Below are 22800 nucleotides of genomic sequence, written 5' to 3' on the forward strand. Positions count from 1 at the left end.
GGGCATGTGCGTGCCGGCCGGCGTCGTCGCCCGGCCGTCGGCCGTCGACGGCTGGGCGCGCAGTTCCTCGCGCCCCTTGCGGGGCACCTCCGGTGCCGGTGAGCGGGCGGCCAGGTCGGCCCCGGCGCGGGGCTCGCGGGGCGTTTCCGTGCGGGTTTGTTTCAGGGCCGCTCGGGCCTTGGCCGCGCCTGTTGTCGCGTTGCCGGGTGGGGCCGGCGGCTCGGGGGGTGTGGAGCGGGTGGCCGGTTCCGGCGGGGACCAGCGCTCGCCCCGCTTGCCCGCGTCCATCGCCTCGTTGGCCAGCCGGTCCGCGTGTTTGTTGCGCTCGCGCGGGATCCACTCGTACGTGACCTGGGAGCCCGGAAGGACCCCGGCCGCCCGCGCCGCCAGCGGCCTCATGTCCGGGTGCTTGATCTTCCAGCGTCCGGACATCTGCTCGACCACGAGCTTGGAGTCCATCCGGACCCTGACCCGCGCGGTCGCGTCGAGGTCGCGGGCCGCTTCGAGACCGGCGACCAGGCCCCGGTACTCGGCGACGTTGTTGGTGGCCACGCCGATGAACTCGGCGCGCTCCGCCAGCGTCTCCCCGGTCGCCGCGTCGATGACGACGGAGCCGTAGCCCGCGGGCCCCGGGTTGCCCCGGGAACCCCCGTCGGCCTCGACGATGAACTCCCGCACGAGCCGGACTCCCTACAGGCCGGACTCGGACGTGCGCACCAGGATGCGCTGGCAGTTCTCGCAGCGCAGCACGGTGTCGGGAGCGGCCGCCTTCACCTCGTTGACCTCGGTGATGTTGAGCTCCAGACGGCAGCCCTCGCAGCGGCGCTGGAAGAGCCGGGCGGCGCCGACGCCACCCTGCTGGAGGCGCAGCTTGTCGTACAGCTTGAGCAGGTCGGCGGGCACCGACGCGGCGATGACCTCGCGCTCCTTGGTGACCGAGGCCGTCTCGCCGTCGAACTCCTCGAAGGCGGCGTCACGGCGCGCGGTCGCGTCGTCGATCTTCCCCTGGACGGAGGAGACCCGCTCGGTCAGCTCGCCGACCCGCTCCTGGGCGGACTCGCGGCGCTCCATGACCTCCAGGACGACGTCCTCCAGGTCACCCTGGCGCTTGGCGAGGGAGACGATCTCGCGCTGGAGGTTCTCCAGGTCCTTGGGGGAGGTGACGGCACCCGAGTCGAGCCGCTGCTGGTCGCGCACGGCGCGCTGACGCACCTGGTCGACGTCCTGCTCGGCCTTGGTCTGCTCGCGGGCGCAGTCGCTCTCCTCGGTCTGCGCGGCCACGAGCAGGTCGCGCAGCTGGGTGAGGTCCTTGTTCAGCGACTCGATCTCGGCGTGCTCCGGCAGCGACCTCCGCTTGTGCGCGAGCTGCTGCGCACGGGAGTCGAGGGCCTGGACGTCGAGAAGTCGGATCTGGTCGGCGGGCGCGGCGTTCAGTTGGGGGCTCCTGAGGTTTCGTGGTGTGAGGCCGCGTGGGCGGTCCAGGGGTCGGTGACCGTCCGGGAGACGTGGACGCGCAGTCCCCATCCCTTCCGGTCGGAGATCTCGTCGAGCTGGGCGGCGGCCAGCTCGCACCAGGGCCACTCGGTGGCCCAGTGCGCCGCGTCGAGCAGCGCGAGAGGACTGTGGGCGCGGGCCTCCGACACCGGGTGGTGCCGCAGGTCCGCGGTGAGGAACGCGTCGACGCCCGCGGCACGCACGTCGTCGAAGAGGCTGTCGCCGGAGCCGCCGCTGACGGCGACGGTGCGTACGAGCGCGTCGGGGTCGCCCGCGACACGGATGCCCTGCGCGGTGGCGGGCAGCCGCTCGGCGGCCCGGGCGGCGAGTTCGCGCACGGTCAGCGGATGGTCGAGCTCGCAGACCCGGCCGAGGCCGCGGCGCCCCTCGGGGTCGGTGGTGTCCGGGACGAGGGGCCGTACGACCCGGAGGTCCAGGGCTCCGGCCAGCGCGTCGCTGACCCCCGGATCGGCGCGGTCGGCGTTGGTGTGGGCGACGTGCAGCGCGATGTCGTTCTTGATCAGCGTGTGCACGACCCGGCCCTTGAAGGTGCCGGCCGCCACGGTCGTCGTACCGCGCAGATAGAGCGGGTGGTGGGTGACGAGCAGGTCGGCGTCCAGCTTGACCGCCTCGTCGACGATGTCCTGGACCGGGTCGACGGCGAAGAGGACGCGCGTGACCTCCTGGTCGGGGTCGCCGCAGACGGTGCCGACCGCGTCCCACCCCTCGGCCCGCTCCGGGGGCCACAGGGCGTCGAGCGCGGCGATGACTTCAGACAGACGGGGCACGGGGAAAGGCTACCTGCCCCAGGTCCCTGTCCGGCCGGTCGCGGACCACGGACCCGTGCGGACCGGCGCCCGCGCGGCCGGCGGGCCCACGGGACCCGTGCCGGGGCGGCGGCGGGCGGCCGCATCCCGGCGTACGGCCGTGCACGGCTTCCCGCCATCCTTCAGCACATCCGACCCGTTCCCTCAGGCGAATCCGGACACGGCCACCCTTATGTGTGAAGCAGCAGCCCGTCGCCTCCCCGCCTGTGCGTGCGAAAACTACCTTCGTCGCCGGAGGTGACCGAACGATGACGGCCGGTGCGAGAGAACCCTTGGCGAGGAGCGGGCGCGCGAGCGGCGCCGAGTACGGTGACGCGGCGGGCCGGTGGGCCGCTCCTCCCGGCTGTGTGATCACCGCCGACGGCGCCTACGGGGCACGGCTCGCCCACGACGGCGAGCGCTGGTACCCGGAGCGCTGGACGCTGGACGGACCCGAGCCGTACGCCGTACCGCTGCCCGGTCCGCAGCCGGAGGAGCCCGGCAACGAGGTGCTGCCGCTCTCCGACGGCAGGGTGCTCATCCATCGCGTGGACGACGGCCGTCACACCTTCTCCCTGCTCTATCCGACCGGGCCGGGCACGGGCGAGCTGCCGCTCGGCGCTGTGGAGTGCCCCGACGCCGGCACGGTGCTGCGGCTGCTGCCGCCCGCTCCGGACGGCGAACGCGCCTACGCCCTCGCGGTGGGCCGGGGATCGACGGCGGTGTGGCTGGTGGCGGGCGGCGCGTTCGGCCCGGAGCACATGGCCGAGGTGCCGGGCCACTGCTCGGGCGGGGTGTGGCTGGACGGCACGGGGCGGCTGCTCGCGCTGGACCGGTCCCTGGACGGCCGCACCAAGACGGTGGTCGTCGACCTGGAGCGCGGCGGCGAGGTCTCACCGCTTCTCCAGATCGCCGAGCACAGCAACGACCGGCTGCTCCTCGCGGACGCGGACAGCGGGCTGCTGCTGATCCGGTCCGACGCGCCGTCCCCCGGCCGGGACCGGCTCGGCTGGGGCGTGCTCGGCAGCACCCTGCCCGTCCGCTTCCCGGACTGTCTGAGCGCGACGGGCTGTTCGATCAGCCCGTTCGCGATCCAGCCCGGCCAGGTGCTCACCCCGGAGTCCTGCGCGGTCGCCCTGCGCCTCGACGGGCCGGGGGGCACCTGGGTGGGTGTGTGGCGCCCGTCCGAACGCCGTATCCACCATCGCCCGGCGCCCGAGGGCTGGCTGCCCGGCACGGGACTGTGGACCGCGGAGGGGGTGCTCCGGCTGCCGTACGTCACCGGGGGCGTCCCGTGCGGGGTCGCGCGGCTGGAGGCGCCCGAGGGGGCGGAGGATCCGGACGCGGGGGTTCCGTCCCTGCCCGGTCTCCCCGCACCGCGACCGCTCCCCCTTCAGCAGGCTCCCCTGCGGACCGTCCCTCCGGCCGTTCCGCCCCGGCGGATCGCGGCGATCGACCCGCCCCGGGCGATCCCGGCCCACCTGGCGCTGAGCGACGGCATCGCCCGCGCCCGCAAGGAGGCGGCGACCCGGGCCACCGACGACCGCGCGACATGGCGGACGGCCTCGGCCCGAGCCGTTCCCGAACCGGACCCCTCCCGAACGACCACCGCCCACCCCGCGGCCGGGCCCGGGTCTCCGGGAACGGGCGCCGCCCGCGCCGTGGACGCCCCCGGAGCACCGCACGCGGGTGCCGCACGCGCCTTGGACTGGCCCGGGACGTCGCAGGCGGGTGCCCCCCACCCCGTGGCCGGGCCCGGGTCGCCGCAGCCGGGCGCAGCCGCAACGGTCGCGCCGCAACCGGACAGGCCCCACGCCGTGGACGGGCCGGGAGCACCGCACGCGGGTGCCGCACGCACCGCCGAAGCGGCCGGAGCACAGCAGCCGGGCACGCCCCAAGCCGTGGACGGGCCCCGGGCGCCACAGGCCGGCACCGCTCGCGGCATCCAAGCGGCCGGGTCGCCGCAGCCGGGTGCGAGCCCCGCCGTAGCGCAGCAGCCGGGCACGCCCTTCGCCGTGAACGGGCCCGTGGCGCCGCAGGCCGGCACCACCCGCGGCATCCAAGCGGCCGCTTCGCCGCAGCCGGGTGCGAGCCCCGCCCTCGCGCCGCAGCCGGGCACGCCCCACGCCGTGGACGGGCCCGGAGCACCCCGGACAAGTGCCGCAGGCGCCGCGGAAGCCGCCGGAGCGCCGTGGCCGGGTGCGGGCCCCGCCTCCGAGGGGCCAAAGACGCTGTCCACGGTGACGAGCCTCACGCCCAGGGCCCTGCCCGCCGGGACCCCGGGGGCGGACGGCCCGTATCCCGGTCACGGGACGGGCGAGCCGCTGCCTCCCGTCGTACGGCTCGCCGCCGCCGGGAACGCCGAACCGCTCCCGCCGGCCGTGGGGCGCGCCCCCGAGGCCACAGGGCCGGTCCGGCCCAGCCGCTGGACCAGGGTCACCCAGCAGCCCGCGCCCATGGCGTCCACGCCGAGGACCTCGGTGTCCATGGCCGCGCCCGCACCCGTGACCTCCGTGTCCACGGCACCCGTGCCCGCGCCGCCGCGCCGGGCCGCGGCGCCGACGACCGAGCCCGGACTGTGGACCAAGGTCGCCGAGACGCCCCCGCCCGGCATGGGGCTCAGGACCAGGGCCGACGGGACCCTCCCCGGCGGCATGACCGTCGTCGTCGAGACGGCCGAGCCGGTTCCGCCCGCCACGTCGGTCGGCGCAGGTCCCGTCACCGGGGCCGGCGCCCCCGCCGCCCCGGCCCCGGACGCCGGTGGCCACGCCCCCGCCGCTCCCGTCACGGCCCCGGCCCCGCCCGAACCGCCCCTCTGGACCAAGGTCGCCGAAACGCCCCCGCCCGGCATGAGCCTCGGCGCCCGCGTGCGCCCGAAGCCGGTGGACGGAGACACCCCCGGGAGCGGGACCTCCGACACACCGCAGTCCGTCGGCGCGTTCAGGGGACAGGTCACCCTGCGTCCGCTCCCCACCGCCCCGCAGGCGCCCGTGGAGTCCTCGGATCCCCTGGAGTCCCTGGGGTCCTTGAACTCCCTGGAATCCGGCGGTCCGTGTGTACTGGCCCACACGGACGAGGAGAAAAGGGACAGGACGGGCGAAGAAACGTCACCCTCCGACTCCCGTGCGATGACCGCACGTTAGACTCCCCCGGCTGTAAAGAAGGATCTTGCATACGGGGTGAACACTTCAATGAACGACACCAGCACCATGGAAGCGCCGGTCGGGGACGTCCACGAGACGTCGGCGACCGGGTCCGAAGGCCACGGCAAGCACCGCGGCCCGGTCTCCGGCCACGACGACGAGGCGACCCCTCACGGCCGCCACCGCAAGCCGTCCGGCCAGCAGGCCACGACGGCCTGACGGTCCGCAGGGGGCCCGGCTCCCACGGCACACCGAACGACACACGGCCCCGCTCGCACCATGGCGAGCGGGGCCGTATCGATCGCGGCACCGGTCCTCCGGGGGGACGTCCGCTCAGCGCGGGGACCCGTCCCGCTTCAGCGCCAGCACCTCCGCCGCCGCGAACGTCTCGCCGCGCGGCCGGTCCGCGTAGTACGGGGTGAGCAGCGCGTCGAGTTCGTCATGGCTGAACGTGTCCTGCTTGCTGTCGAACTTGGCCGCCACCCGCGGCCGTTCGACGACCGCGACCATGCCGCCGTGCACCACGAGAAGCTGTCCGTTGACGTGCGCGGCGGCCGGAGAGGCCAAGTAGCCGACGAGCGGGGCGACATGCTCGGGGGCGAGCGGGTCGAGCCCCTCCTCGGGAAGCCCGAATCCGGCGAAGACGTCCTCCGTCATCCGGGTGCGGGCACGCGGGCAGATGACGTTGGCGGTGACGCCGTACTTGGCGAGCGCCAGCGCCGTCGAGGTGGTCAGGCCGACGATCCCGCCCTTGGCCGCCGCGTAGTTGGGCTGTCCGGCGGAGCCGGCGAGGAACGCCTCCGAGGAGGTGTTCACGATCCGTCCGTAGACGGGCCCGCCGGCCGCCTTGGAGCGGGCCCGCCAGTGGGCGGAGGCGAAGTGGGTGGTGTTGAAATGGCCTTTGAGATGGACCCTGACGACCGAGTCCCACTCGTCCTCGGTCATCGAGAAGACCATCCGGTCGCGCAGGATGCCCGCGTTGTTGACGAGGATGTCCAGCCCACCGAAGCCGGTGACGGCCGACTCGACCAGTTCGCGGGCCTGTCGGTGGTCGGAGACGTCCCCGGTGTGGGCGAGCGCCCGGCCGCCCGCGGCACGGATCTCGGCGGCGACCTCCTCGGCCGGGGTGGCCGAGGCCTCGCCCGAGCCGTCCCGTCCGGACTGTCCGTAGTCGTTGACGACGACGGCGGCGCCCAGCCGGCCCAGTTCCAGCGCCTCGGCCCGGCCGAGCCCGCGTCCCGCGCCGGTGACGATCGCGGTGAGCCCTTCGAGTGGCAGTGACATCAGGATCCTTAGCGGTCGTGGTGGCGGTCCGCGCCGGCGGGCGCCCCGGTCAGATCTCTATGCACGTCCGCAGCGCGGTGCCCGAACGCATCTGGTCGAGCGCCTCGTTGATCCCGGCCAGCGGCACCCGGTGCGTGATCAGGCCTTCGAGGTCGATGCGGCCGGCGCGCCACAGGGCGATCGTGCGCTCGTAGGAACGCAGGACGTCCCCGCCGCCGTACATGGAGGGCAGGATGCGCTTCTCGTCGAAGAACAGCTCGAACATGTTGAGCTGGAGGTGGTCGTCCATGGCTCCGGCGCCGACGACGACGAGGGTGCCGCCGCGGCGGGTGTGGTCGTAGGCGGTGCGGGCGGTGACGGACTTCCCGACGACCTCGAAGACGTAGTCGAAGCCCTCGCCCGCGGTCACCGACTGTTTGGCGTCGGCGAGTTCGTCGGGCGCCACGGCCCGGGTGGCGCCGAAGCGGAGGGCGGCCTCGCGGCGGGACGCGACCGGGTCGACGGCGACGATCTCCGCGGCGCCCTTGAGCCGGGCCCCCTGGATCGCGGAGATGCCGACGCCTCCGCAGCCGATGACGGCGACCGACGAACCGGCTTCCACGTCGGCGGTGTTGAGGGCGGCGCCGAGTCCGGTGGTGACCCCGCAGCCGATCAGGGCGGCTATGTCGTAGGGCACGTCGTCGGGGACGGGGACCGCGCAGCCGGCGGCGACGACGACCTCCTCGGCGAAGGTGCCGGTGCCCGCGAAGCCGAAGACGTCACCGCCGGGGCGCCTGAAGTTGGGGGTGCCGGCGTTCATGAATCCGGCCAGGCACAGTTCGGTCTGGCCCCGCTTGCAGGAGGGACAGGCGCCGCAGGCGGGCAGCCAGCAGATGACGACGCGGTCGCCGGGCTTCACGTGGGTGACGCCCTCGCCGACCTCGGTGACCTCGCCCGCGCCCTCGTGTCCGGGCACGAACGGCGCGGGCTGGGGCAGCACGCCGTTCATCGCGGACAGGTCGGAGTGGCACAGTCCCGTGGCCCGTACCCGGACGCGCACCTTGCCGGGCCCGAAGCCCACCGCCTCGACGTCGTCGAGGACCTCCAGTTTGTCCTGGCCTGTCTCGTGCAGTACGGCTGCGCGCATGGTGCGGCTCCCCTCGGGACGGTTCCTACGGGTGTCAGGCGTGATCGACGACGGTGTCGGCGAGGACCGGCGCGTCGTCCCGTTCGGCCGCGCTCACCGCCACCCGGACCGCGCCGTCGCCGCGCCACATCCGGATGCGCAGGGTCTCGCCGGGGAAGACGACGCCGGCGAAGCGGGTGGTGTACGAGCGGACCCGGGTGACATCGCCGCCGAGCAGGGTGTCGACGACGGCCTTGAGCGTCATGCCGTACGTGCACAGCCCGTGCAGGATGGGCCGGTCGAACCCGGCGAGCTTGGCGAACTCGGGGTCGGCGTGCAGCGGGTTCCAGTCGCCGGACAGCCGGTAGAGCAGGGCCTGGTCCTCGCGGACCGGGCGTTCCACGGTCCGGTCCGGCGGGCCGGCGGGGGCTTCGAGGCGGGTGCCGGGGCCCCGGTCGCCGCCCCAGCCGCCCTCGCCGCGTACGAAGATCTGGGCGTCGTTGGTCCACAACGGGCCGTCGGCGTCTGCGACTTCGGTGCGCATGACGAGGATGGCGGCGGTGCCCTTGTCGTAGACGGCGGCGATCCGTCCGGTGGCGGTGGCCGTGCCCTCGGCGGGGATCGGGCGGTGCAGGCGGACGCTCTGGCCGCCGTGCAGGACCCGGGCGAGGTCGACGTCGACGCCGGGCATGGACAGTCCGCCGATCACGCCGGGTGAGCCGGCGCCCGCGACGGTGGCGAAGCTCGGCAGGACGTGCAGCCGGGATTCGAGGGTGTAGCGCAGTTCGTCGGGGTCGGTCGCGGGAACGCCCGCGCCGATCCCCAGGTGGTAGAGCTGGACGTCCTTGTGGCTCCAGGCGATCTCGCCGGTCCGCGGTTCCGCTGCGACGGCCTTGGCGGCGTCAATGGGCATGGGGCTCCTTGCTCGACTGCGCGAAAGACCTCGGTGCGGCCGTCCGCACCGTCGGCCGCACCGAGGTCGACACTGGGCCGCGGAGCACGCTCGTTCTAGAACGCGTTCCAGTCCGGCGACCCCTTGTATAGCCCAGCGTCCAGCACTTGTGAAGACTACTGACGCCATGTCAGATCGAGTCGCCACACCGGCTCTTCACGGGAACGCGTCGCGCCGGAGGCCGTGACATTTGTCCCGGCGGATCGCCGACAATCGCATCTGCCGGGGCACCGCCCCCGGCCCCTAGCGTCGTAGTCATGACACAGACGACGGGGACGACAGCGGGGGCGGCGGCGGGAGAGCCGCTGGGGACGTCCGCACCACCGGCGGCCGGGACCGCGCCGGCGGTGCGCTTCAGGGGCGCGGTCAAGACCTTCGGCGACGTACGCGCCGTCGCGGGTCTGGACCTCGACGTGGCGGCCGGCGAGACGGTGGCCCTGCTGGGCCGCAACGGGGCGGGGAAGTCGACGACGATCTCCCTGCTGCTCGGCCTGGACGAGCCGGACGAGGGCTCGGTCGAGCTCTACGGCGCCCGCCCGCAGGACGCGGTGCGCGCCGGGCGGGTCGGCGCGATGCTCCAGGACACCCGGCCGGTGCCGCGGATCACCGTGCGGGAGCTGGTCTCCTTCGTGGCGGGGCGCTATCCGCGTCCCCTCCCGGTGGCCGAGGCGCTGCGGCTCGCGGGCGTCACGGAACTGGCCGGGCGGCGCGTGGACCGGCTGTCCGGCGGACAGGCACAGCGGGTGCGGTTCGCGGTGGCGCTCGCCGGGAACCCCGCGCTGATCGTGCTGGACGAGCCCACCGCGGCGCTCGACGTGGAGGCGCGGCACGCGTTCTGGGAGTCGATGCGGGCCTATGCCCGGCGCGGCCACACGGTGCTGTTCTCCACGCACTACCTGGAGGAGGCCGACGCGCACGCCGACCGGATCGTCGTCGTCGACCGGGGGCGGATCGTCGCGGACGGCACCGGGGAGGAGCTGCGGCGGGCGGCGGGCGGCAACCTGGTCTCCTTCGACCTGGCGGGGCCCGCCCCGGACGACCTGGCGCTGCTGCCCGGGGTGGTGGCGGTGGAGGTGCGCGGGGAACGGGCCCGGCTGCGCACCGACGACTCGGACGCGACGGTGGTCGCGCTGGCCGAACGGGGCGCGATCCGCGGCCTGGAGGTCGCCCCCGCGTCCCTGGACGACGCGTTCATGGCCCTCACCTCGCACGGACGGGAGACGGTGTGATGTTCGACTATCTGCGGCTCGAAGTGCGCCGGACGCTGCGCGACACCGGCTTCGTTATCGGTGGCGTGGCGATGCCGGTGATGATGTATCTGCTGTTCACCAACCTCGGCGGGGGCGACGACGGGGCGTGGAGGACCGCCTCGATGGTCGGGATGGCCGCCTACGGGGCGGTCGGCTCGGCGCTGAACACCGGCGGCGGGGTCGCCGAGGACAAGGTGACCGGCTGGCTGCGGCAGCTCCGGGTGACGCCGATGACCTCGCGCCAGGTCGTGCTCGGGCGGGCGCTGACCGGTTCGGTGACCGTGCTGCCCTCGATCGTCGCGGTGCTCGCGGCCGGCGGTCTGGTCAACGGCGTACGGATGGACGCCTGGCAGTGGGCCGCGACGGCCCTGCTGCTGTGGCTCGGTTCGGTCCCCTTCACCCTGCTGGGTCTCGGCAACGGCTACCGCATGACCGCGCAGACGACGGGTGTGGTGAACATGGTGTGCAATCTGGGGCTCGCGGTGGTCGGCGGGCTGTGGTTCCCGCTCACCCTCTTCCCCGGCTGGCTGCGCTCGGTCTCCGCGTACACGCCCACGAACCGGTTCGCGCAGCTCGGCGTGTCGGTCACCGAGGGCCGGGCACCGGGTCTGACGGCGGTGTCGGTGCTCGCCGCCTGGCTGCTGGTGTTCGGTTCGTACGCCGTGATCTCCTACCGTCGATCCGCACGAACTGTCTGAGACGGGGGACGGGACATGCCCGGGATGGAAGGCATCCGCTGCCAGATCCGCGCGCTGCGGGCCGAACGCCGGCGCTGGAGGGCCGACATGCAGCGCTTCAAGGCCGAACGGCGGGCGGCGCGCAGGAGCGGCGGCGCGATGCCCGAGAACCCGGGCCCGCCGCCGACCGGCTTCGCGCTGCTGCCCTGGCTGCTCCTGGGCATGGGCGCCTTCTCCAACCTCCTCCAGGGCAGGACGGCGAACCCGTGGATCGGCGGTCTCGGTCTGTTCGCCTTCAACTCGCTGTACATCTACGTGACGTTCCGCGCGTTCGTGCGGACGAAGCGGGAGGCCCGCTCGACCCGGGTGGCGCTGGTGCTGATGGGCGTGATCACCTGCGGCCTGGCCCTCGGCTACGGGGGGACCTGGCTGTACTTCTTCCCCCTGCTCGGGCTGGCCACCGGGGCGGTGGTGCGCGGGCCGTGGCTCGGGAGGATCGGGTTCGGTCTGACGGCGCTCGCGGCGGCGGTCTCCTTCGTCCGTGCGGGCTGGGACGCGGTGAACGTCGCCTACGGCACGTTCCTGTCCACGATGGTGACGGCCGCGATCCTGTCCCTGTCCGAGGCGGTGCGTGAACTGCGGGCGGCCCGGGAGGAGTTGGCGCGGCGGGCGGTGGAGAAGGAGCGGATGCGTTTCTCCCGCGACCTGCACGACCTGCTCGGGCACACGCTCTCCGTCATCGTGGTGAAGTCGGAGGCGGCCCGCCGTCTGGCTCCCCGCGATCTGGACGCGGCCCTCGCCCAGGTCACGGACATCGAGTCCGTCGGCCGGCAGGCGCTGACGGAGATCCGCGAGGCCGTCACCGGCTATCGCGAGGGCAGTCTCGCCACGGAGCTGGACGGAGCCCGTTCGGTGCTGGCCGCTGCGCGGGTGGAGCCGGTCGTACGGCAGTCGGGGCCGCCCCTGGTCCCGCAGACGGAGGCCCTGCTCGGCTGGGTGCTGCGCGAGGCCGTCACCAACGTGGTGCGCCACAGCGACGCGACGCGCTGCGAGATCACGGTCGACGGCACCGCGGACCTCGTGCGGCTGACGGTCTCGGACAACGGCACGGACGCCTCCCCGGCGGAGCCCGAGCCGGGCGTGGGCGGCACCGGCCTCAAGGGCCTCACGGAGCGCCTCGCCGCGGCGGGCGGCTCCCTGCGGGCGGGCCCCGCCCCGCGCGGCGGCTTCGAGGTGCGGGCCGAACTCCCGGTGGACGCGGCGGACTTGACCGAGGCGTCGAGGTGAGCCGTGCCCCTCAGGGGGCGCCGGGTCCGAGCAGCGAGTCGGTGAGGCGTTCCGCGGCGGCCGCGTCGAGGGGGGCGTGGCCGAGCAGGAAGCGGTACCAGAACAGGCCGTAGACCTGGTCGACCATGAGGTCGAGGTCTCGGCCCGCGGGGAGTTCGCCGCGCGCGCGGCCGCGGTCGAGGACGTCGCGCAGCAGGGCGCGCCGGGTGCCGGTGTAGGCGCGCAGCAGCTCGGCGAGGTGGGGGTCGCCCGCCGCCTCGCGGACGAGGGTGCGCAGGGCGGGGCCCCAGGGGGCGCGCTGGGCCGCGTCGAAGGTGGCGCCGACCACCGCGCGCAGGTCCTCGCGCAGTGATCCGGTGTCGGGCGGCGGTACGTCCTGGCCGGCGCGGTCGGTGAGGGCGTCCAGCAGGACCGCCCCCTTCGAGGGCCACCAGCGGTAGAGGGTCTGCTTGCCGACGCCGGCGGCGCGCGCGACGGCCTCGACGGTGATGGGGGCGCCCTGCGACTCCACGAGCAGCCGCAGCGCCGCGTCGAGGACGGCCTGCCGTACGGCTTCGTTCCGCCGCCGCCCGGTGTGCGGCCGCGCCGCGGGCTCTCCCGGCCCCGTACCGGCGGCCGGGCCCTCGGTGTCGTTCGCTTCCATGGCCCGATCTTCTCCCATTCCGGCGGTCCGGTTCCGCGATCCCTTGACGAGACCATCAGTCTCGGCAACACTTTAACGAGACCGACAGTCTCGTCAAGGGGCTCAGCAGCAGCCTCGACGCTCCGGAAGGGGAAGCCCCGCCATGAGCACGACCCCGAACACCACGAGCACCACCCCGAGCACCACCGCCACCGGCCCCGGCACCGCCCCCTCCCCAGGCCTCCCGCTCGCCGGACAGCGCGTCGTCGTGATGGGCGGCAGCTCCGGCATCGGCGAGGCCACGGCGGCCCTGTTCGCCGCGGACGGCGCCGAGGTCGTCGTCACCGGCCGCGACCGGGAGAAGCTGGAGGCCGCCGCCGCGCGGATCGGCGGGAAGACGACCACGTACCGCCTCGACGGCACGGACCCCGCGCAGATCGACGCGTTCTTCGACGGGTCCGGCCCGCTGGACCACCTGGTCCTGTCGCTCAGCGGGGCCGCGGGCGCCGGTCCCTTCGCCGAACTGGACCTGGCCGAGCTGGAGACCGGGTTCGCCGCGAAGTTCTGGCCGTACGTGCGCATCCTGCGGGCCGCGCTGCCGCACCTGCGCGCGGACGGCTCGGTGACGCTGGTGACCGCGGCCTCGGCGCGCGCCGCGTTCCCCGGCACGGCCGGACTCGCCGCGATCAACGGCGCCCTGGAGGCGATGGTCCCGCCGCTCGCCGTCGAACTGGCGCCGCTGCGGATCAACGCCGTCTCCCCCGGGGTCGTCGACACGCCCTGGTGGGACGCCATGCCCGCCGCGCGGCGCGAGGTGCTGTTCCAGGGGATCGCCGACGCCACCCCGGCGGGCCGGGTCGGCCGTCCCGGCGACATCGCCCGCGCCCTGCACCTGCTGGCCACCAACGGCTTCATGACCGGTGTCGTCCTCGACTGCACCGGCGGGGCCAACCTGCCCACGGGCCGCTGACCCCCGGCGGCCGGGCGGTCGCCGGGCGGCGACCGTCCGGACGTCGGGCGGTTACGGCGCCCAGGGGGCCGTGACGGCCCAGCTCACGTCGTCCGTCCACGAGGTGGCGCTGTCGAAGGCGTTCGAGCCGCCGTCGCTCGCTATGTAGACGTTGTAGTCGTAGTGCCGGAGGTATCGCGTCGGGTAGTTGTACGAGGCGAACGAGGTCCCCGTACCGCTCTTGCCGGTGCCGGCGCAGAACGTGGCGTCCTGTCTGAACTGCGCGGTGCCGGTCATGGGCTGGCGGTAGAGCCGGTAGTCGAAGTGCCGCAGGAAGTCGCCCGGGTAGTTCCGCGACTCGAAGGACCAGCAGGAGCCGTCGGCCAGTCCCTTGCGGACGATCCAGGTGGCGTCGCTCCTGTCGAGGGCCGAACTCGCCGACGTGACGGCCGAGACGACGGCCGCGTCGTTCTGGTGGCGGATGTAGTCGGCCGTGCAGCAGGCGGTGGTCGCGCGCAGCGAGATCTCGGACCCGGCGGTGAGCGAGCCGGTGCTGCCGGTCGGGCCGCCGTAGCCGACGGACACGATGTTCGACTGCACCAGGCCGTCCGCTGCGTCCGTCGGGATGCCGGAGGTCATGACGCCCTCGAAGAAGGACCCGATGGAGCCGTTGCTGTTGTCGCCGCCGGTGCCCAGCACGATCGCGCCCTCCTGATGCATGGGCGAGTAGCCGCTCGTGGTGGGTTCGCCCCCGGAATAGGTGGTCGTGAGACCGCCCGACTGGGCGTTTCCGTATTTCAGCGCGAAATGGTCCTGGCCGTTGTTCTTCAGCAGCGCAGTCACGAAGGGCATCGCGCCGGTGCCGGTGTTCGACGTGTTCCTGCTGTATCCGGCGTCGGACTGGAACAGCCCGTTCTCCAGGTCGGCCTGCACCCAGGGTCCCTGGCCGTAGCAGGGCGAGAACCAGCACTCGGTACCGAAGTTGATCGCGTCCATGTGCCCGTTGCCGGTGTCCTGGTTGTTGGTCTCGGCGTTGCCGTAGTCGAAGCAGCAGCTGCCGTTGACATGGGTGCCGGACGTCACCATGTACATCCCCTCGGCGCCGCCGCCGGTGGCGACCCCCGAGGTGGAGTTGTCCCGGTAGCCCATGCCGGCCGAGATCTCCAGGCCGTAGACCTGGTGGCCGCCGGCGGTCACCGGCAGGGCGTCCGCGGGCGCCCCGACATCGGCCGCGCCGGCCCCGCCCGCGCCCTCGACGGTGAGGTCGTTGTGGCGTGAGGACTGGTCGTAGATCTTCGTGACGATGCAGGTGGTGCCGCCGCAGAAGGAGTCCTGCGCCGCCGCGTTCGCGTAGCCGCCGGCCGTGAGGAGGCCGATGTCCGCGGTGGCGCCGTCGGAGGCGCGTTTCACCTGGTAGAGCGAGCCGCCGTACGAGGAGGAGAGCGCCCTGACGAGACTGTGCGCGGCCACGCAGGGGGTGCCGGCGGCGGCGTAGACGTCGCAGGGGAGCGAGCCCGCGGCGGTGGCCCGCGGCGCGCCGACGGCGAGCGCGACGACGGCCGCCAGCACCGACAGCACGGCCGGCACCCGGCTTCCGAGGCCCTGTAAGCGCACGAAGGATGACAACACGGTGCACCTCTTTCCGTTCCTGGTAGGACAGTGCGGGTGCCCGGTCGAAATACCGGACATCGTTCGATCGAAATACCGAACTCATTCCCGGTCGATATTCCGAACGTTTACGGAAAACGGTCCGGCCCGGGAACGGCAAAGGGGATCGCTGAATTCCGAGGCGATTATTGGCCCGCCGCCGGGGAGCGTCAAGACGCGCGGACCCGGAGAAGGGCGATTTCCCGGCGGCGGCGAAAGCGTGCGGAACGGGCGTCCTGGCGTTCCTCCCGCCTTACGCTTGGCCGCGTGAACGAGATGCCCCGGGACCACCGGCCCGCCAAGTCCGTCCGTGTCCTGCTCGCCGAGGACCAGCAGATGATGCGCGGGGCGCTCGCCCTGCTGCTCGGGATGGAGCCGGACATCGAGGTGGTCGCGCAGGTGTCCGCGGGCGACGAGATCGTGGACGCGGTGCTCACCGGACGGCCCGATGTGGCCCTGCTGGACATCGAGTTGCCGGGGATGAGCGGACTGGACGCCGCCGCCGCGCTGCGGGAGCAGGCGCCCGACTGCCGGGTACTGATCCTGACCACCTTCGGCCGTCCCGGCTATCTGCGGCGAGCCATGGAGGCGGGCGCCGCCGGGTTCCTGGTCAAGGACGGGCCCGTGGAGGAACTGGCCGAGGCGATCCGGCGGGTGCTGACCGGGGAGACCGTCATCGACCCGGCGCTCGCCGCCGCCGCGCTGAGCGCCGGGCCCAGTCCGCTCACGGCCCGCGAGTGCGACGTGCTGAAGGCGTCCGTGGACGGCGCGACCGTCGCCGACATCGCCGGAAAGCTGCACCTCTCCGAGTCGACCGTCCGCAACTACCTGTCCTCCGCCATCGGCAAGACGGGCACCCGCAACCGCATGGAGGCCATGCGCGAGGCCCGCCAACAGGGCTGGCTGTAGCCGGCCCCGTCGGCGTCCCGCGGTTCACCTCACGGTGTCACCCGGACCGACTTGTAGCTCCTGCCCTCCGGGGCCAGGCACACGAACCAGTCGGCCGGGGACCCCTTGACCTCGCGGATCAGCGGCTTGAAGGCCCACGCGAAGCCGGACCCCTCGGTGGCCCTGGGGACCTGCGTCGTCGTTCCGTCGTCCCAGGTGCACGTGAGCCGCCGGGTGGCGGCGGTGACATCGCCGATCACGAGTCGGTTGCGGGTGTCGGCCGCGCCGTGCCGGCCCGTGTGCAGCGGCATCGCGCCGTAGACGAGACCCTTGTACGACGGGCTGTCGCTCCCGTCGTACTCCCCCCACATCACCGTCGTCGCGTCGTCGTCCACGACCAGGTGCACGAAGTACCGGCTCGCGCCGACCAGTTCGCTCGCCCTCTTGGCGTCCGCCGGCCGCACCCCGGACTCGCCCATCGCGGTCCACTGACGCGCGGCCTCGGCGCGGTTCCTCGGAGCCCCCCACACGTCGACCGTCACGCTCCAGTCCTTGCCGTTGTCCCGGGCGCTCGCCAGCAAGGTGCGCTGGGGCGCGTACACGTGCCGCCGCTCGGGCGAGGGCGGCGTCGTGACGACCCGGTCGACCCGGCTGTCGCGCCCCGGGCCCCCCGCCAGGGCCAGCGTCCCCGTCGAGCCCGCGAGCACCAGCGCCGCCGCGGCCGCGACCGCCCACCGGCGTGTCCTGCGACGGCGTCCGCCGCGCAGCACCGCCTCACAGGGGGCCGTGCCGATCTCGACCCCGTCCGCCGCCCTGGCCAGCAGGAAGGCGATGTCCGCGTCCGTCACCCCGTCGTGTCCCGTCTCCTGGTGCGCGCTCATCAGATCCGCCCTCCCTGCGTCACCGTGTCCGCCAGGCCCGGTACGACCCGCAGTTTCGCTATCCCCTTGGCCGCGTTGCTCTTCACGGCCCCCACCGAGCAGCCCATCGCCGCGGCCGCCTGGCTCTCGCTCAGGTCCTCCCAGTAGCGCAGGACCACCGCCTGGCGCTGGCGCGGGGGCAGCCCCGCCAGTGCCGTGATCAGCGCGCCGCGGTCGTCGGCGCGGGCGATCGCGTCCCCGCTGTCGGGGATCTCGCGCCCGAGCCCCGCGTCGTCCTTGGGCGCGAGGAACTCCTTGAGCTTCCTGCGGTGTCTTCGGGCGTGCGCGTTGATCATCACGCGCCGTACGTACGCCTCCGGCTCATCGGCCGAACCCACCCTGCGCCACGCCACGTACACCTGCTCCAGCGTCGTCTGGACCAGGTCCTCGGCGGCGTGCTGCTCCCCCGTCAGGAGAAACGCCGTACGCATCAGCCGCGGCCAGCGGCCGGTGACGAAGTCCCGGAACTCCGCGTCCCGGGCCTGCTTCCGATCCCCCATGAGCACCTCCTAGATGACTGAAGGAGTCCACGGGCACCGGATTCCGTTGCCTCACCGCCGGGAGATTCCCCGCGGCAGCCACAGGAGCATCATCACCGCACCGGCCAGCAGCATCACGCCGCTGACGCGGAACGCCAGCGCGTACCCGGCGGTCAGTGCCTCACCGGAGGGGCTTCCGCCGGTACGGGCCGCCGCGATCGTGGACATGACCGCGAGCCCCAGCGAACCGCCCATCACCCGCGAGGTGTTGACCAGGCCCGACACCAGCCCCGCGTCCTCCGGGACCGCGCCCGAGGTCGCGAGCGCGGCCAGCGGCGTCGCGGCCAGACCCGCGCCGGCCATCATCAGGACGCCGGGCAGCATGATCGCCGTGAGGTAGGGGCCGTCCGCCGTCATCGTCGACTGCCAGCCGAAGCCAGCCGCGGCCAGGAGCGTGCCGAGGACCGCCACGTTGCGCGCCCCGACGACCGGCATCAGCCGGGGCGCCGACTTCGAGCCGGCGACCACGGCGAGCGAGCTGGGCACCAGGGCGAGGCCCGCGCCCAGCGGCGAGTAGCCGAGCACGTTCTGCGCGTACAGCGTCATGAAGAACCACATGCAGAACATCGCCGAACCGGACACGAACATCGCCGCGTTCGCCGACGCCACCGACCGCAGCCGCAGCAGCTTCAGCGGCATCAGCGGCGACGCGGTCCGCGCCTCGACGGCCAGGAAGACCCCGATGAGGAGGACTCCCGCGCAGAGCGGGACGAGGGTCGCCGGCGCGGTCCAGCCCCGGGCCTCCGTCTGCACGATCCCGTACGCCAGGGTCGCGAGGCCCGCCGTCACCAGGAGGGCGCCGGGCAGGTCGAGCCGCCGCCCGTCCCCGGCCCGGCTCTCCGGCAGCCTGCGTGCCGCGCCGGCCAGGACGAGCGCTCCGACGGGGACGTTGATGAGGAGCACCCAGCGCCACGACAGTCCGTCGACCAGCAGTCCGCCGACGAGTCCGCCCGCCGCTCCGCCGCCTGCGCCGACGGCGGTCCAGGTCGCGATGGCCCGCGCGCGGGCGGCGCCCTCGGGGACGGCCGAGGTCAGGATGGTCAGCGTCGAGGGCGCGAGCACCGCGGCCCCCAGGCCCTGGGCGGCGCGGGCGAGGAGCAGTTGGGTGCCCTCCTGGGCGAGACCGCCGGCCGCCGAGGCGAGCGTGAAGAGCGCGAGGCCCACCAGGAACATCCGCTTGCGCCCGTACAGATCACCGGCCCGCCCGCCGAGCAGCATGAACCCGGCGAAGGCGATCGAGTAGGCGTTGACGACCCACTGGAGTCCGGGTGCGCTCAGCCCGAGGTCGGTCCGCATCGAGGGCAGGGCCACATTGACGACGGACACGTCCAGGACGACCAGGAACTGCCCAGCGCACGCGAGCGCGATCACCAGCCAGGTGGGCGGGGCGGTACGGGCTGAGGTCCGGGTGTCTTCGGCGGTTCGGAGCATGGCTGTCATGCTCTCAACCCGCCGACGGTCCTTGCATCAGGATTTCGTCCCGGCCCGGCGTACGGCACCGGACCTAGGACCGTCCGCGAAGTCCCGCCCGACGGGCGACGCCCCGCACCCTTTGGACCGTCGCTGCCCGGCGACGCACCGCACCCCTGGACCGGCGCTGCCCGGCGACGTCCGGCAGTCCCTAGGGCAGGCGCAGCAGGGTGACCACGGCCGCGCCGCCCAGGCCGATGTTGTGGGCCAGACCGACCCGCGCCCCCGGGACCTGCCGTGCCCCGGCCCGGCCTCGCAACTGCCGGACGAGTTCGGCGACCTGGGCGATCCCGGTCGCCCCCAGCGGATGCCCCTTGGAGATCAGTCCGCCGGAGGGGTTCACCACCCAGCGCCCGCCGTACGTGGTGGCCCCCGACTCCACGAGGGGCCCCGACTCCCCCTCCGCGCACATGCCGAGCGCCTCGTAGGTCAGCAGTTCGTTGACGGAGAAACAGTCGTGGAGCTCCACGACGTCCACGTCCTCGATGCCGAGCCCGGCACGCTCGTACACCTGGCGCGCGGCCCGGCGCGACATCGGCAGGCCCACGACGTCGATGCAGGATCCGGAGGCGAAGGACTCCTCGGTGTCGGTGGTCATCGCCTGGGCGACGATCTCGACCGCCCGGTCCTGAAGACCGTGCCGCTCGGCGAACCGTTCGGAGACGACGACGGCCGCGGCGGCCCCGTCCGAGGTGGGCGAGCACTGGAGCCGGGTGAGCGGACGGTGCACGGCCTTCGCCGCGAGGACCTCCTCGACCGAGTACACGTCCTGGAACTGGGCGTCCGGGTTGTTCGCGGAGTGGCGGTGGTTCTTGGCGCCGACGGCGGCGAGCTGCGCCTCGGTCGTGCCGTACCGCTCCATGTGCTCGCGGGCCGCGTCGCCGAAGATCTGCGCGGTGGGCGGCGACATCTCGAAGCCGTGCCGGGCCGCCATGATCCCGTAGTGGCGGGCGACGGGCGAGGTCGCGAAGTCCCCGCCGTCGGCGCCCGATCCGAGCGATCCCCGCTTCATCTTCTCGAAGCCCAGCGCGAGCACGCAGTCGCTGACGCCGCCCTCCACGAACTGCCGGGCCAGCATCAACGCGCTCGCTCCCGTGGCGCAGTTGTTGTTCACGTTGTACACGGGAACGCCGGTCAGGCCGAGTTCGTACGCGGCGCGCTGACCGGCGGTGGACGGCTGGAAGCAGTAGCCGACGGGGACCTGCTCCACCTCCGTGTAAGGGATCCCCGCGTCGGCGAGGGCGCCGGTGCCCGCCTCCCTGGCCATGTCCCAGTATTGCCAGTCCCGGGTCTCGGGCTTCTCGAACCGGGTCGTGCCGACCCCGACGACGTACGTCCTCATGACGCTCCTAGTCCCGCGGCAGGCCGAGCATGCGCTCGGCGACGACGTTGAGCTGGACCTGGGTGGTGCCGCCCGCGATGGTCAGACACCGGGAGAGCAGGAATCCGTGCACGGCCCGCTCCCCCGGCCCCTCGCACAACGCCCCTTCGGGGCCGAGGAGTTCGAGGGCGAGTTCGGCGACCCGCTGCTGGTGCGCGGTCTGCGCGAGTTTGCGGACGGAGGCGCCCGCGCCCGGCTCCGCACCGGAGACCTGGCGGAGCGTGGTGCGCAGGGTGATGCACGCGAGGGCGTGGGCCTCGGCCAGCAGGGCTCCCAGCCGGACGGCGTCGACGTCGGCGGGTATCAGCGCCTCCAGGCCGGTGTCGAAGGTCAACTGGTCGGCCATGTGGACGCGTTCGTTGCCGAGCGTGGTGCGGGCGACCCGCCAGCCGTCGTCGACCTCGCCGACCACCGCGTCCGCCGGCAGCAGCACGTCGTCGAACCAGACCTCGTTGAACAGGGAGTCGCCGGTGATCTCCTTCAGCGGGCGGATGCCGATGCCGTCGGTGTTCTTCATGTCGACGACGAAGTAGGTGAGCCCCTTGTGCTTGGGCGCGTCCGGGTCCGTCCGGGCGAGCAGGATGCCGTGGTCGGCCCACTGCGCCGCGCTGGTCCACACCTTCTGCCCGTTGATCCGCCAGCGCCCGTCGGGCGTCCGCTCGGCGCGGGTGCGCAGCGAGGCGAGGTCGGACCCGGCGCCGGGCTCGGAGAAGAGCTGGCACCACAGGAGGTCGCCGCGCAGGGTGGCCGGCAGATAGCGCTCCAGCTGCTCGGGGGTCCCGTGGGCGATGAGGGAGGGGACGACCCAGGTCGCGATGCCCAGATCGCTGACGCGCACCCCGGCCGCGGCCAGCTCCTGCTGCACGGCGAGCTGGTGCACGGGTCCCGCGCCCAGGCCGTACGGCGGGGGCAGGTGCGGGGCGGCGTACCCGGTGGGCGCGAGGGCCCGGCGGGCGTCCGCCGGGCCGAGTCCGCGCGCCCGGCCGATCACCGCCCGGGCCCCGGCCCGGTGTCCGGCGGCTTCCGGGGGCAGCTCCAGGCGCAGTTCCCGCCGTACGCCCTCGCGCGCGAGCCGTACCGCCCGCCGCAGGTGTCCTCCCCCGGCCCCGAGCAGCTGCCGTGCCACCAGGGCCCGGCGCAGATACAGATGGGCGTCGTGTTCCCAGGTGAAGCCGATGCCGCCGAGGATCTGGACGCAGTCCTTGGCGCAGGAGCAGGCGGTTTCGAGGGCGGTGCCGACCGAGAGCGAGGCCGCCAAGCCCCGTACGCCGGGCCGCTCCCGTCCGGCGCGTGCCGCGTCCCAGGTGAGCGCCCGCGCCTGTTCCAGCCGCAGCAGCATGTCGGCGCACAGGTGCTTGACGCCCTGGAAGTGCCCGATGGGGCGGCCGAACTGCTCGCGGACCCTGGCGTGCGCGGCGGCCGTGTCCAGCGACCAGGCGGCGGTGCCGCACGCGTCCGCGGCGAGGACGACGGCGGCGAGGTCCCGGACCAGTGAGGGGCCGACCGCGAGAACCCGGTCGGCGGGAACCCGTACTCCCCTGGCCCGGACCTCGGCGGTCGCCCGGGTCGGATCGGCGCTCTCGTGCGCCCGGACGGCCATCTCGGCGGCGTCCGTGACGAACCAGAGGGTGCGGCCGGGGTCGGCGGGTGTCCCGCCGGACGCGGCGAGCAGGAGGACGTCCGCGTCGGCGCCGGAGAGCACGGGGGGTGCCGTCCCGTCGAGCACGTATCCGCCGTCCACCGGGCGGGCGGTCAGGGAGCCGGTGCCGAACGCCACGGCGCCGATGCGCTCCCCGCGGGCCAGGGCCCGTACGAGATCCGCCCGCCCTGCCCCTCGTACGGAACCGGCCGCCGCACCCGATGCGGGCCCCTCGCCCGCCTCGCCCATGACGTCCGTCGCCAGCACCGCCGCCGCCAGCGCGGTCGCGACGAACGGTCCCGGCAGCGCCGCCCGCGCGGCCTCCTCCACGACGACGGCGAGGTCCACCAGATCCCCGCCGCCACCGCCGAGGTCCTCCGGAACGTGCACGGCGAGCAGCCCCTGCGCGGCGAGCGCGTCCCAGAACGGGGGCCGGCCGGTACCCGGGGAGTCCAGCAGCTTGCGGACCTCCCCGGCCGGCACGGCGCGGGCGATCCAGCCGCTTACGGCCTCGGCGAGCTCCCTTTGCTCCGGCGTGACCGCGATGCCCATGCCTGCCTCCCCGAAGGTTCCCCAAAGGCCCAAGGCGCCTGGATCCGCTTGGATCCGCGAGGTCCCGACGCCTGGACCCGCGAAGACCCGATGCCCGGACCCACGAGGACCCCGGGGTGCGCGGATCCGCGCCAGACTAGAACACGTTCCATTCTGACGGTAGGTCAGATACCCATGGATCGGTCAAGAATTCGT

The 22800-nt window shown here is 73.8% G+C and carries 20 protein-coding genes; 7 read left to right on the plus strand and 13 right to left on the minus strand.

The window, feature by feature from the left end; all coding sequences use genetic code 11:
* From ACFWI4_RS31135 to ACFWI4_RS31145, 3 genes are all read right to left on the minus strand, one after another.
* A partial coding sequence (locus ACFWI4_RS31135; RefSeq protein WP_387203019.1) for a reverse transcriptase-like protein occupies positions 1 to 678 on the minus strand: 678 nt, incomplete at its 3' end.
* A gap of 12 nt (positions 679 to 690) precedes the next feature.
* Positions 691 to 1434 carry a zinc ribbon domain-containing protein gene (locus ACFWI4_RS31140; protein ID WP_385400626.1) on the minus strand — a complete coding sequence of 248 codons (744 nt, stop codon included), beginning with the start codon at positions 1432 to 1434 and terminating at the stop codon, positions 691 to 693.
* Complete coding sequence (locus ACFWI4_RS31145) at positions 1431 to 2282, minus strand: Nif3-like dinuclear metal center hexameric protein (protein WP_385400391.1); 852 nt, start codon at positions 2280 to 2282, stop codon at positions 1431 to 1433. Before ACFWI4_RS31145 ends, ACFWI4_RS31140 begins: the two co-directional genes overlap by 4 nt.
* 287 nt (positions 2283 to 2569) lie before the next feature.
* Here ACFWI4_RS31145 and ACFWI4_RS31150 point away from each other — a divergent pair, with 287 nt between their 5' ends.
* Together ACFWI4_RS31150 and ACFWI4_RS31155 are read left to right on the plus strand one after the other, a co-directional pair.
* Entirely contained in the window at positions 2570 to 5443 is a 2874-nt protein-coding gene (locus tag ACFWI4_RS31150; RefSeq protein ID WP_387203023.1) for a hypothetical protein, read from the plus strand.
* A gap of 48 nt (positions 5444 to 5491) precedes the next feature.
* Positions 5492 to 5662, plus strand: coding sequence for a hypothetical protein (locus tag ACFWI4_RS31155; RefSeq protein ID WP_387203026.1), 171 nt, complete (start codon positions 5492 to 5494; stop codon positions 5660 to 5662).
* Positions 5663 to 5776: 114 nt separating this feature from the next.
* On the opposite strand, the gene ACFWI4_RS31160 is transcribed toward ACFWI4_RS31155, so the two are convergent.
* The 3 genes from ACFWI4_RS31160 to ACFWI4_RS31170 are packed head-to-tail and all read right to left on the minus strand — an operon-like array spanning position 5777 to position 8745.
* The gene (locus tag ACFWI4_RS31160; protein ID WP_387203029.1) at positions 5777 to 6727 is read right to left on the minus strand and encodes a 3-oxoacyl-ACP reductase; all 951 of its coding nucleotides are present in this window, start codon (positions 6725 to 6727) and stop codon (positions 5777 to 5779) included.
* 49 nt (positions 6728 to 6776) lie between these two features.
* Complete coding sequence (locus tag ACFWI4_RS31165; protein ID WP_387203032.1) at positions 6777 to 7853, minus strand: Zn-dependent alcohol dehydrogenase; 1077 nt, start codon at positions 7851 to 7853, stop codon at positions 6777 to 6779.
* A 34-nt stretch (positions 7854 to 7887) separates the two neighbouring features.
* The gene (locus ACFWI4_RS31170; protein ID WP_387203036.1) at positions 7888 to 8745 is read right to left on the minus strand and encodes a MaoC/PaaZ C-terminal domain-containing protein; all 858 of its coding nucleotides are present in this window, start codon (positions 8743 to 8745) and stop codon (positions 7888 to 7890) included.
* Between the two features lie 386 nt (positions 8746 to 9131).
* Here ACFWI4_RS31170 and ACFWI4_RS31175 point away from each other — a divergent pair, with 386 nt between their 5' ends.
* Genes ACFWI4_RS31175 through ACFWI4_RS31185 form a run of 3 tightly spaced genes read left to right on the plus strand, consistent with a single transcriptional unit; the run spans position 9132 to position 11998 of the window.
* On the plus strand, positions 9132 to 10013 hold the full coding sequence (locus tag ACFWI4_RS31175; protein WP_387203145.1) for an ATP-binding cassette domain-containing protein: 882 nt from the start codon (positions 9132 to 9134) through the stop codon (positions 10011 to 10013).
* A complete protein-coding gene (locus tag ACFWI4_RS31180) occupies positions 10013 to 10732 on the plus strand; it encodes an ABC transporter permease (protein ID WP_385400376.1) in 720 nt (239 codons plus the stop codon). Before ACFWI4_RS31175 ends, ACFWI4_RS31180 begins: the two co-directional genes overlap by 1 nt.
* Positions 10733 to 10747: 15 nt before the next feature.
* Positions 10748 to 11998 (plus strand): sensor histidine kinase, encoded by a 1251-nt coding sequence (locus ACFWI4_RS31185; RefSeq protein ID WP_387203040.1) that lies wholly within the window; start codon positions 10748 to 10750, stop codon positions 11996 to 11998.
* A 10-nt stretch (positions 11999 to 12008) separates the two neighbouring features.
* Here the strand turns inward: ACFWI4_RS31185 and ACFWI4_RS31190 are convergent, their stop codons facing one another.
* Positions 12009 to 12641, minus strand: a complete 633-nt coding sequence (locus ACFWI4_RS31190) for a TetR/AcrR family transcriptional regulator (RefSeq protein ID WP_387203042.1) — start codon at positions 12639 to 12641, stop codon at positions 12009 to 12011.
* 142 nt (positions 12642 to 12783) lie between these two features.
* On the opposite strand from ACFWI4_RS31190, the gene ACFWI4_RS31195 reads away from it, so the two are divergent.
* Entirely contained in the window at positions 12784 to 13590 is an 807-nt protein-coding gene (locus ACFWI4_RS31195; RefSeq protein ID WP_387203045.1) for an SDR family oxidoreductase, read from the plus strand.
* Between the two features lie 51 nt (positions 13591 to 13641).
* On the opposite strand, the gene ACFWI4_RS31200 is transcribed toward ACFWI4_RS31195, so the two are convergent.
* On the minus strand, positions 13642 to 15258 hold the full coding sequence (locus ACFWI4_RS31200) for an alpha-L-arabinofuranosidase B (RefSeq protein WP_387203048.1): 1617 nt from the start codon (positions 15256 to 15258) through the stop codon (positions 13642 to 13644).
* A 234-nt stretch (positions 15259 to 15492) separates the two neighbouring features.
* On the opposite strand from ACFWI4_RS31200, the gene ACFWI4_RS31205 reads away from it, so the two are divergent.
* Entirely contained in the window at positions 15493 to 16125 is a 633-nt protein-coding gene (locus ACFWI4_RS31205; protein WP_387203149.1) for a response regulator, read from the plus strand.
* A gap of 29 nt (positions 16126 to 16154) precedes the next feature.
* Here ACFWI4_RS31205 and ACFWI4_RS31210 read toward each other — a convergent pair whose 3' ends face one another.
* From ACFWI4_RS31210 to ACFWI4_RS31230, 5 genes are all read right to left on the minus strand, one after another.
* Positions 16155 to 16985, minus strand: coding sequence for a hypothetical protein (locus ACFWI4_RS31210; protein ID WP_387203051.1), 831 nt, complete (start codon positions 16983 to 16985; stop codon positions 16155 to 16157).
* Positions 16985 to 17524, minus strand: coding sequence for a SigE family RNA polymerase sigma factor (locus ACFWI4_RS31215; protein WP_387203054.1), 540 nt, complete (start codon positions 17522 to 17524; stop codon positions 16985 to 16987). Before ACFWI4_RS31215 ends, ACFWI4_RS31210 begins: the two co-directional genes overlap by 1 nt.
* Before the next feature lie 51 nt (positions 17525 to 17575).
* A complete protein-coding gene (locus tag ACFWI4_RS31220; RefSeq protein WP_387203057.1) occupies positions 17576 to 19003 on the minus strand; it encodes an MFS transporter in 1428 nt (475 codons plus the stop codon).
* A 181-nt stretch (positions 19004 to 19184) separates the two neighbouring features.
* A complete protein-coding gene (locus tag ACFWI4_RS31225; RefSeq protein ID WP_387203060.1) occupies positions 19185 to 20375 on the minus strand; it encodes a lipid-transfer protein in 1191 nt (396 codons plus the stop codon).
* 7 nt (positions 20376 to 20382) lie between these two features.
* The gene (locus ACFWI4_RS31230) at positions 20383 to 22605 is read right to left on the minus strand and encodes an acyl-CoA dehydrogenase (RefSeq protein WP_387203063.1); all 2223 of its coding nucleotides are present in this window, start codon (positions 22603 to 22605) and stop codon (positions 20383 to 20385) included.
* Positions 22606 to 22800: the final 195 nt, after the last annotated feature.

Source organism: Streptomyces sp. NPDC127038, from assembly GCF_042725875.1.
GTDB lineage: Bacteria > Actinomycetota > Actinomycetes > Streptomycetales > Streptomycetaceae > Streptomyces.

What these genes read in the sequence shown, in the direction of transcription:
- ACFWI4_RS31185 (WP_387203040.1), top strand. Translation starts at nt 10,748, where the DNA reads ATGCCCGGGATGGAAGGCATCCGCTGCCAGATCCGCGCGCTGCGGGCC.
- ACFWI4_RS31225 (WP_387203060.1), bottom strand. Translation starts at nt 20,375, where the DNA reads ATGAGGACGTACGTCGTCGGGGTCGGCACGACCCGGTTCGAGAAGCCC.
- ACFWI4_RS31215 (WP_387203054.1), bottom strand. Translation starts at nt 17,524, where the DNA reads ATGGGGGATCGGAAGCAGGCCCGGGACGCGGAGTTCCGGGACTTCGTC.
- ACFWI4_RS31195 (WP_387203045.1), top strand. Translation starts at nt 12,784, where the DNA reads ATGAGCACGACCCCGAACACCACGAGCACCACCCCGAGCACCACCGCC.
- ACFWI4_RS31205 (WP_387203149.1), top strand. Translation starts at nt 15,493, where the DNA reads ATGCCCCGGGACCACCGGCCCGCCAAGTCCGTCCGTGTCCTGCTCGCC.
- ACFWI4_RS31190 (WP_387203042.1), bottom strand. Translation starts at nt 12,641, where the DNA reads ATGGAAGCGAACGACACCGAGGGCCCGGCCGCCGGTACGGGGCCGGGA.
- ACFWI4_RS31155 (WP_387203026.1), top strand. Translation starts at nt 5,492, where the DNA reads ATGAACGACACCAGCACCATGGAAGCGCCGGTCGGGGACGTCCACGAG.
- ACFWI4_RS31180 (WP_385400376.1), top strand. Translation starts at nt 10,013, where the DNA reads ATGTTCGACTATCTGCGGCTCGAAGTGCGCCGGACGCTGCGCGACACC.
- ACFWI4_RS31150 (WP_387203023.1), top strand. Translation starts at nt 2,570, where the DNA reads ATGACGGCCGGTGCGAGAGAACCCTTGGCGAGGAGCGGGCGCGCGAGC.
- ACFWI4_RS31170 (WP_387203036.1), bottom strand. Translation starts at nt 8,745, where the DNA reads ATGCCCATTGACGCCGCCAAGGCCGTCGCAGCGGAACCGCGGACCGGC.
- ACFWI4_RS31230 (WP_387203063.1), bottom strand. Translation starts at nt 22,605, where the DNA reads ATGGGCATCGCGGTCACGCCGGAGCAAAGGGAGCTCGCCGAGGCCGTA.
- ACFWI4_RS31165 (WP_387203032.1), bottom strand. Translation starts at nt 7,853, where the DNA reads ATGCGCGCAGCCGTACTGCACGAGACAGGCCAGGACAAACTGGAGGTC.
- ACFWI4_RS31210 (WP_387203051.1), bottom strand. Translation starts at nt 16,985, where the DNA reads ATGAGCGCGCACCAGGAGACGGGACACGACGGGGTGACGGACGCGGAC.
- ACFWI4_RS31160 (WP_387203029.1), bottom strand. Translation starts at nt 6,727, where the DNA reads ATGTCACTGCCACTCGAAGGGCTCACCGCGATCGTCACCGGCGCGGGA.
- ACFWI4_RS31200 (WP_387203048.1), bottom strand. Translation starts at nt 15,258, where the DNA reads ATGTCCGGTATTTCGACCGGGCACCCGCACTGTCCTACCAGGAACGGA.
- ACFWI4_RS31220 (WP_387203057.1), bottom strand. Translation starts at nt 19,003, where the DNA reads ATGACAGCCATGCTCCGAACCGCCGAAGACACCCGGACCTCAGCCCGT.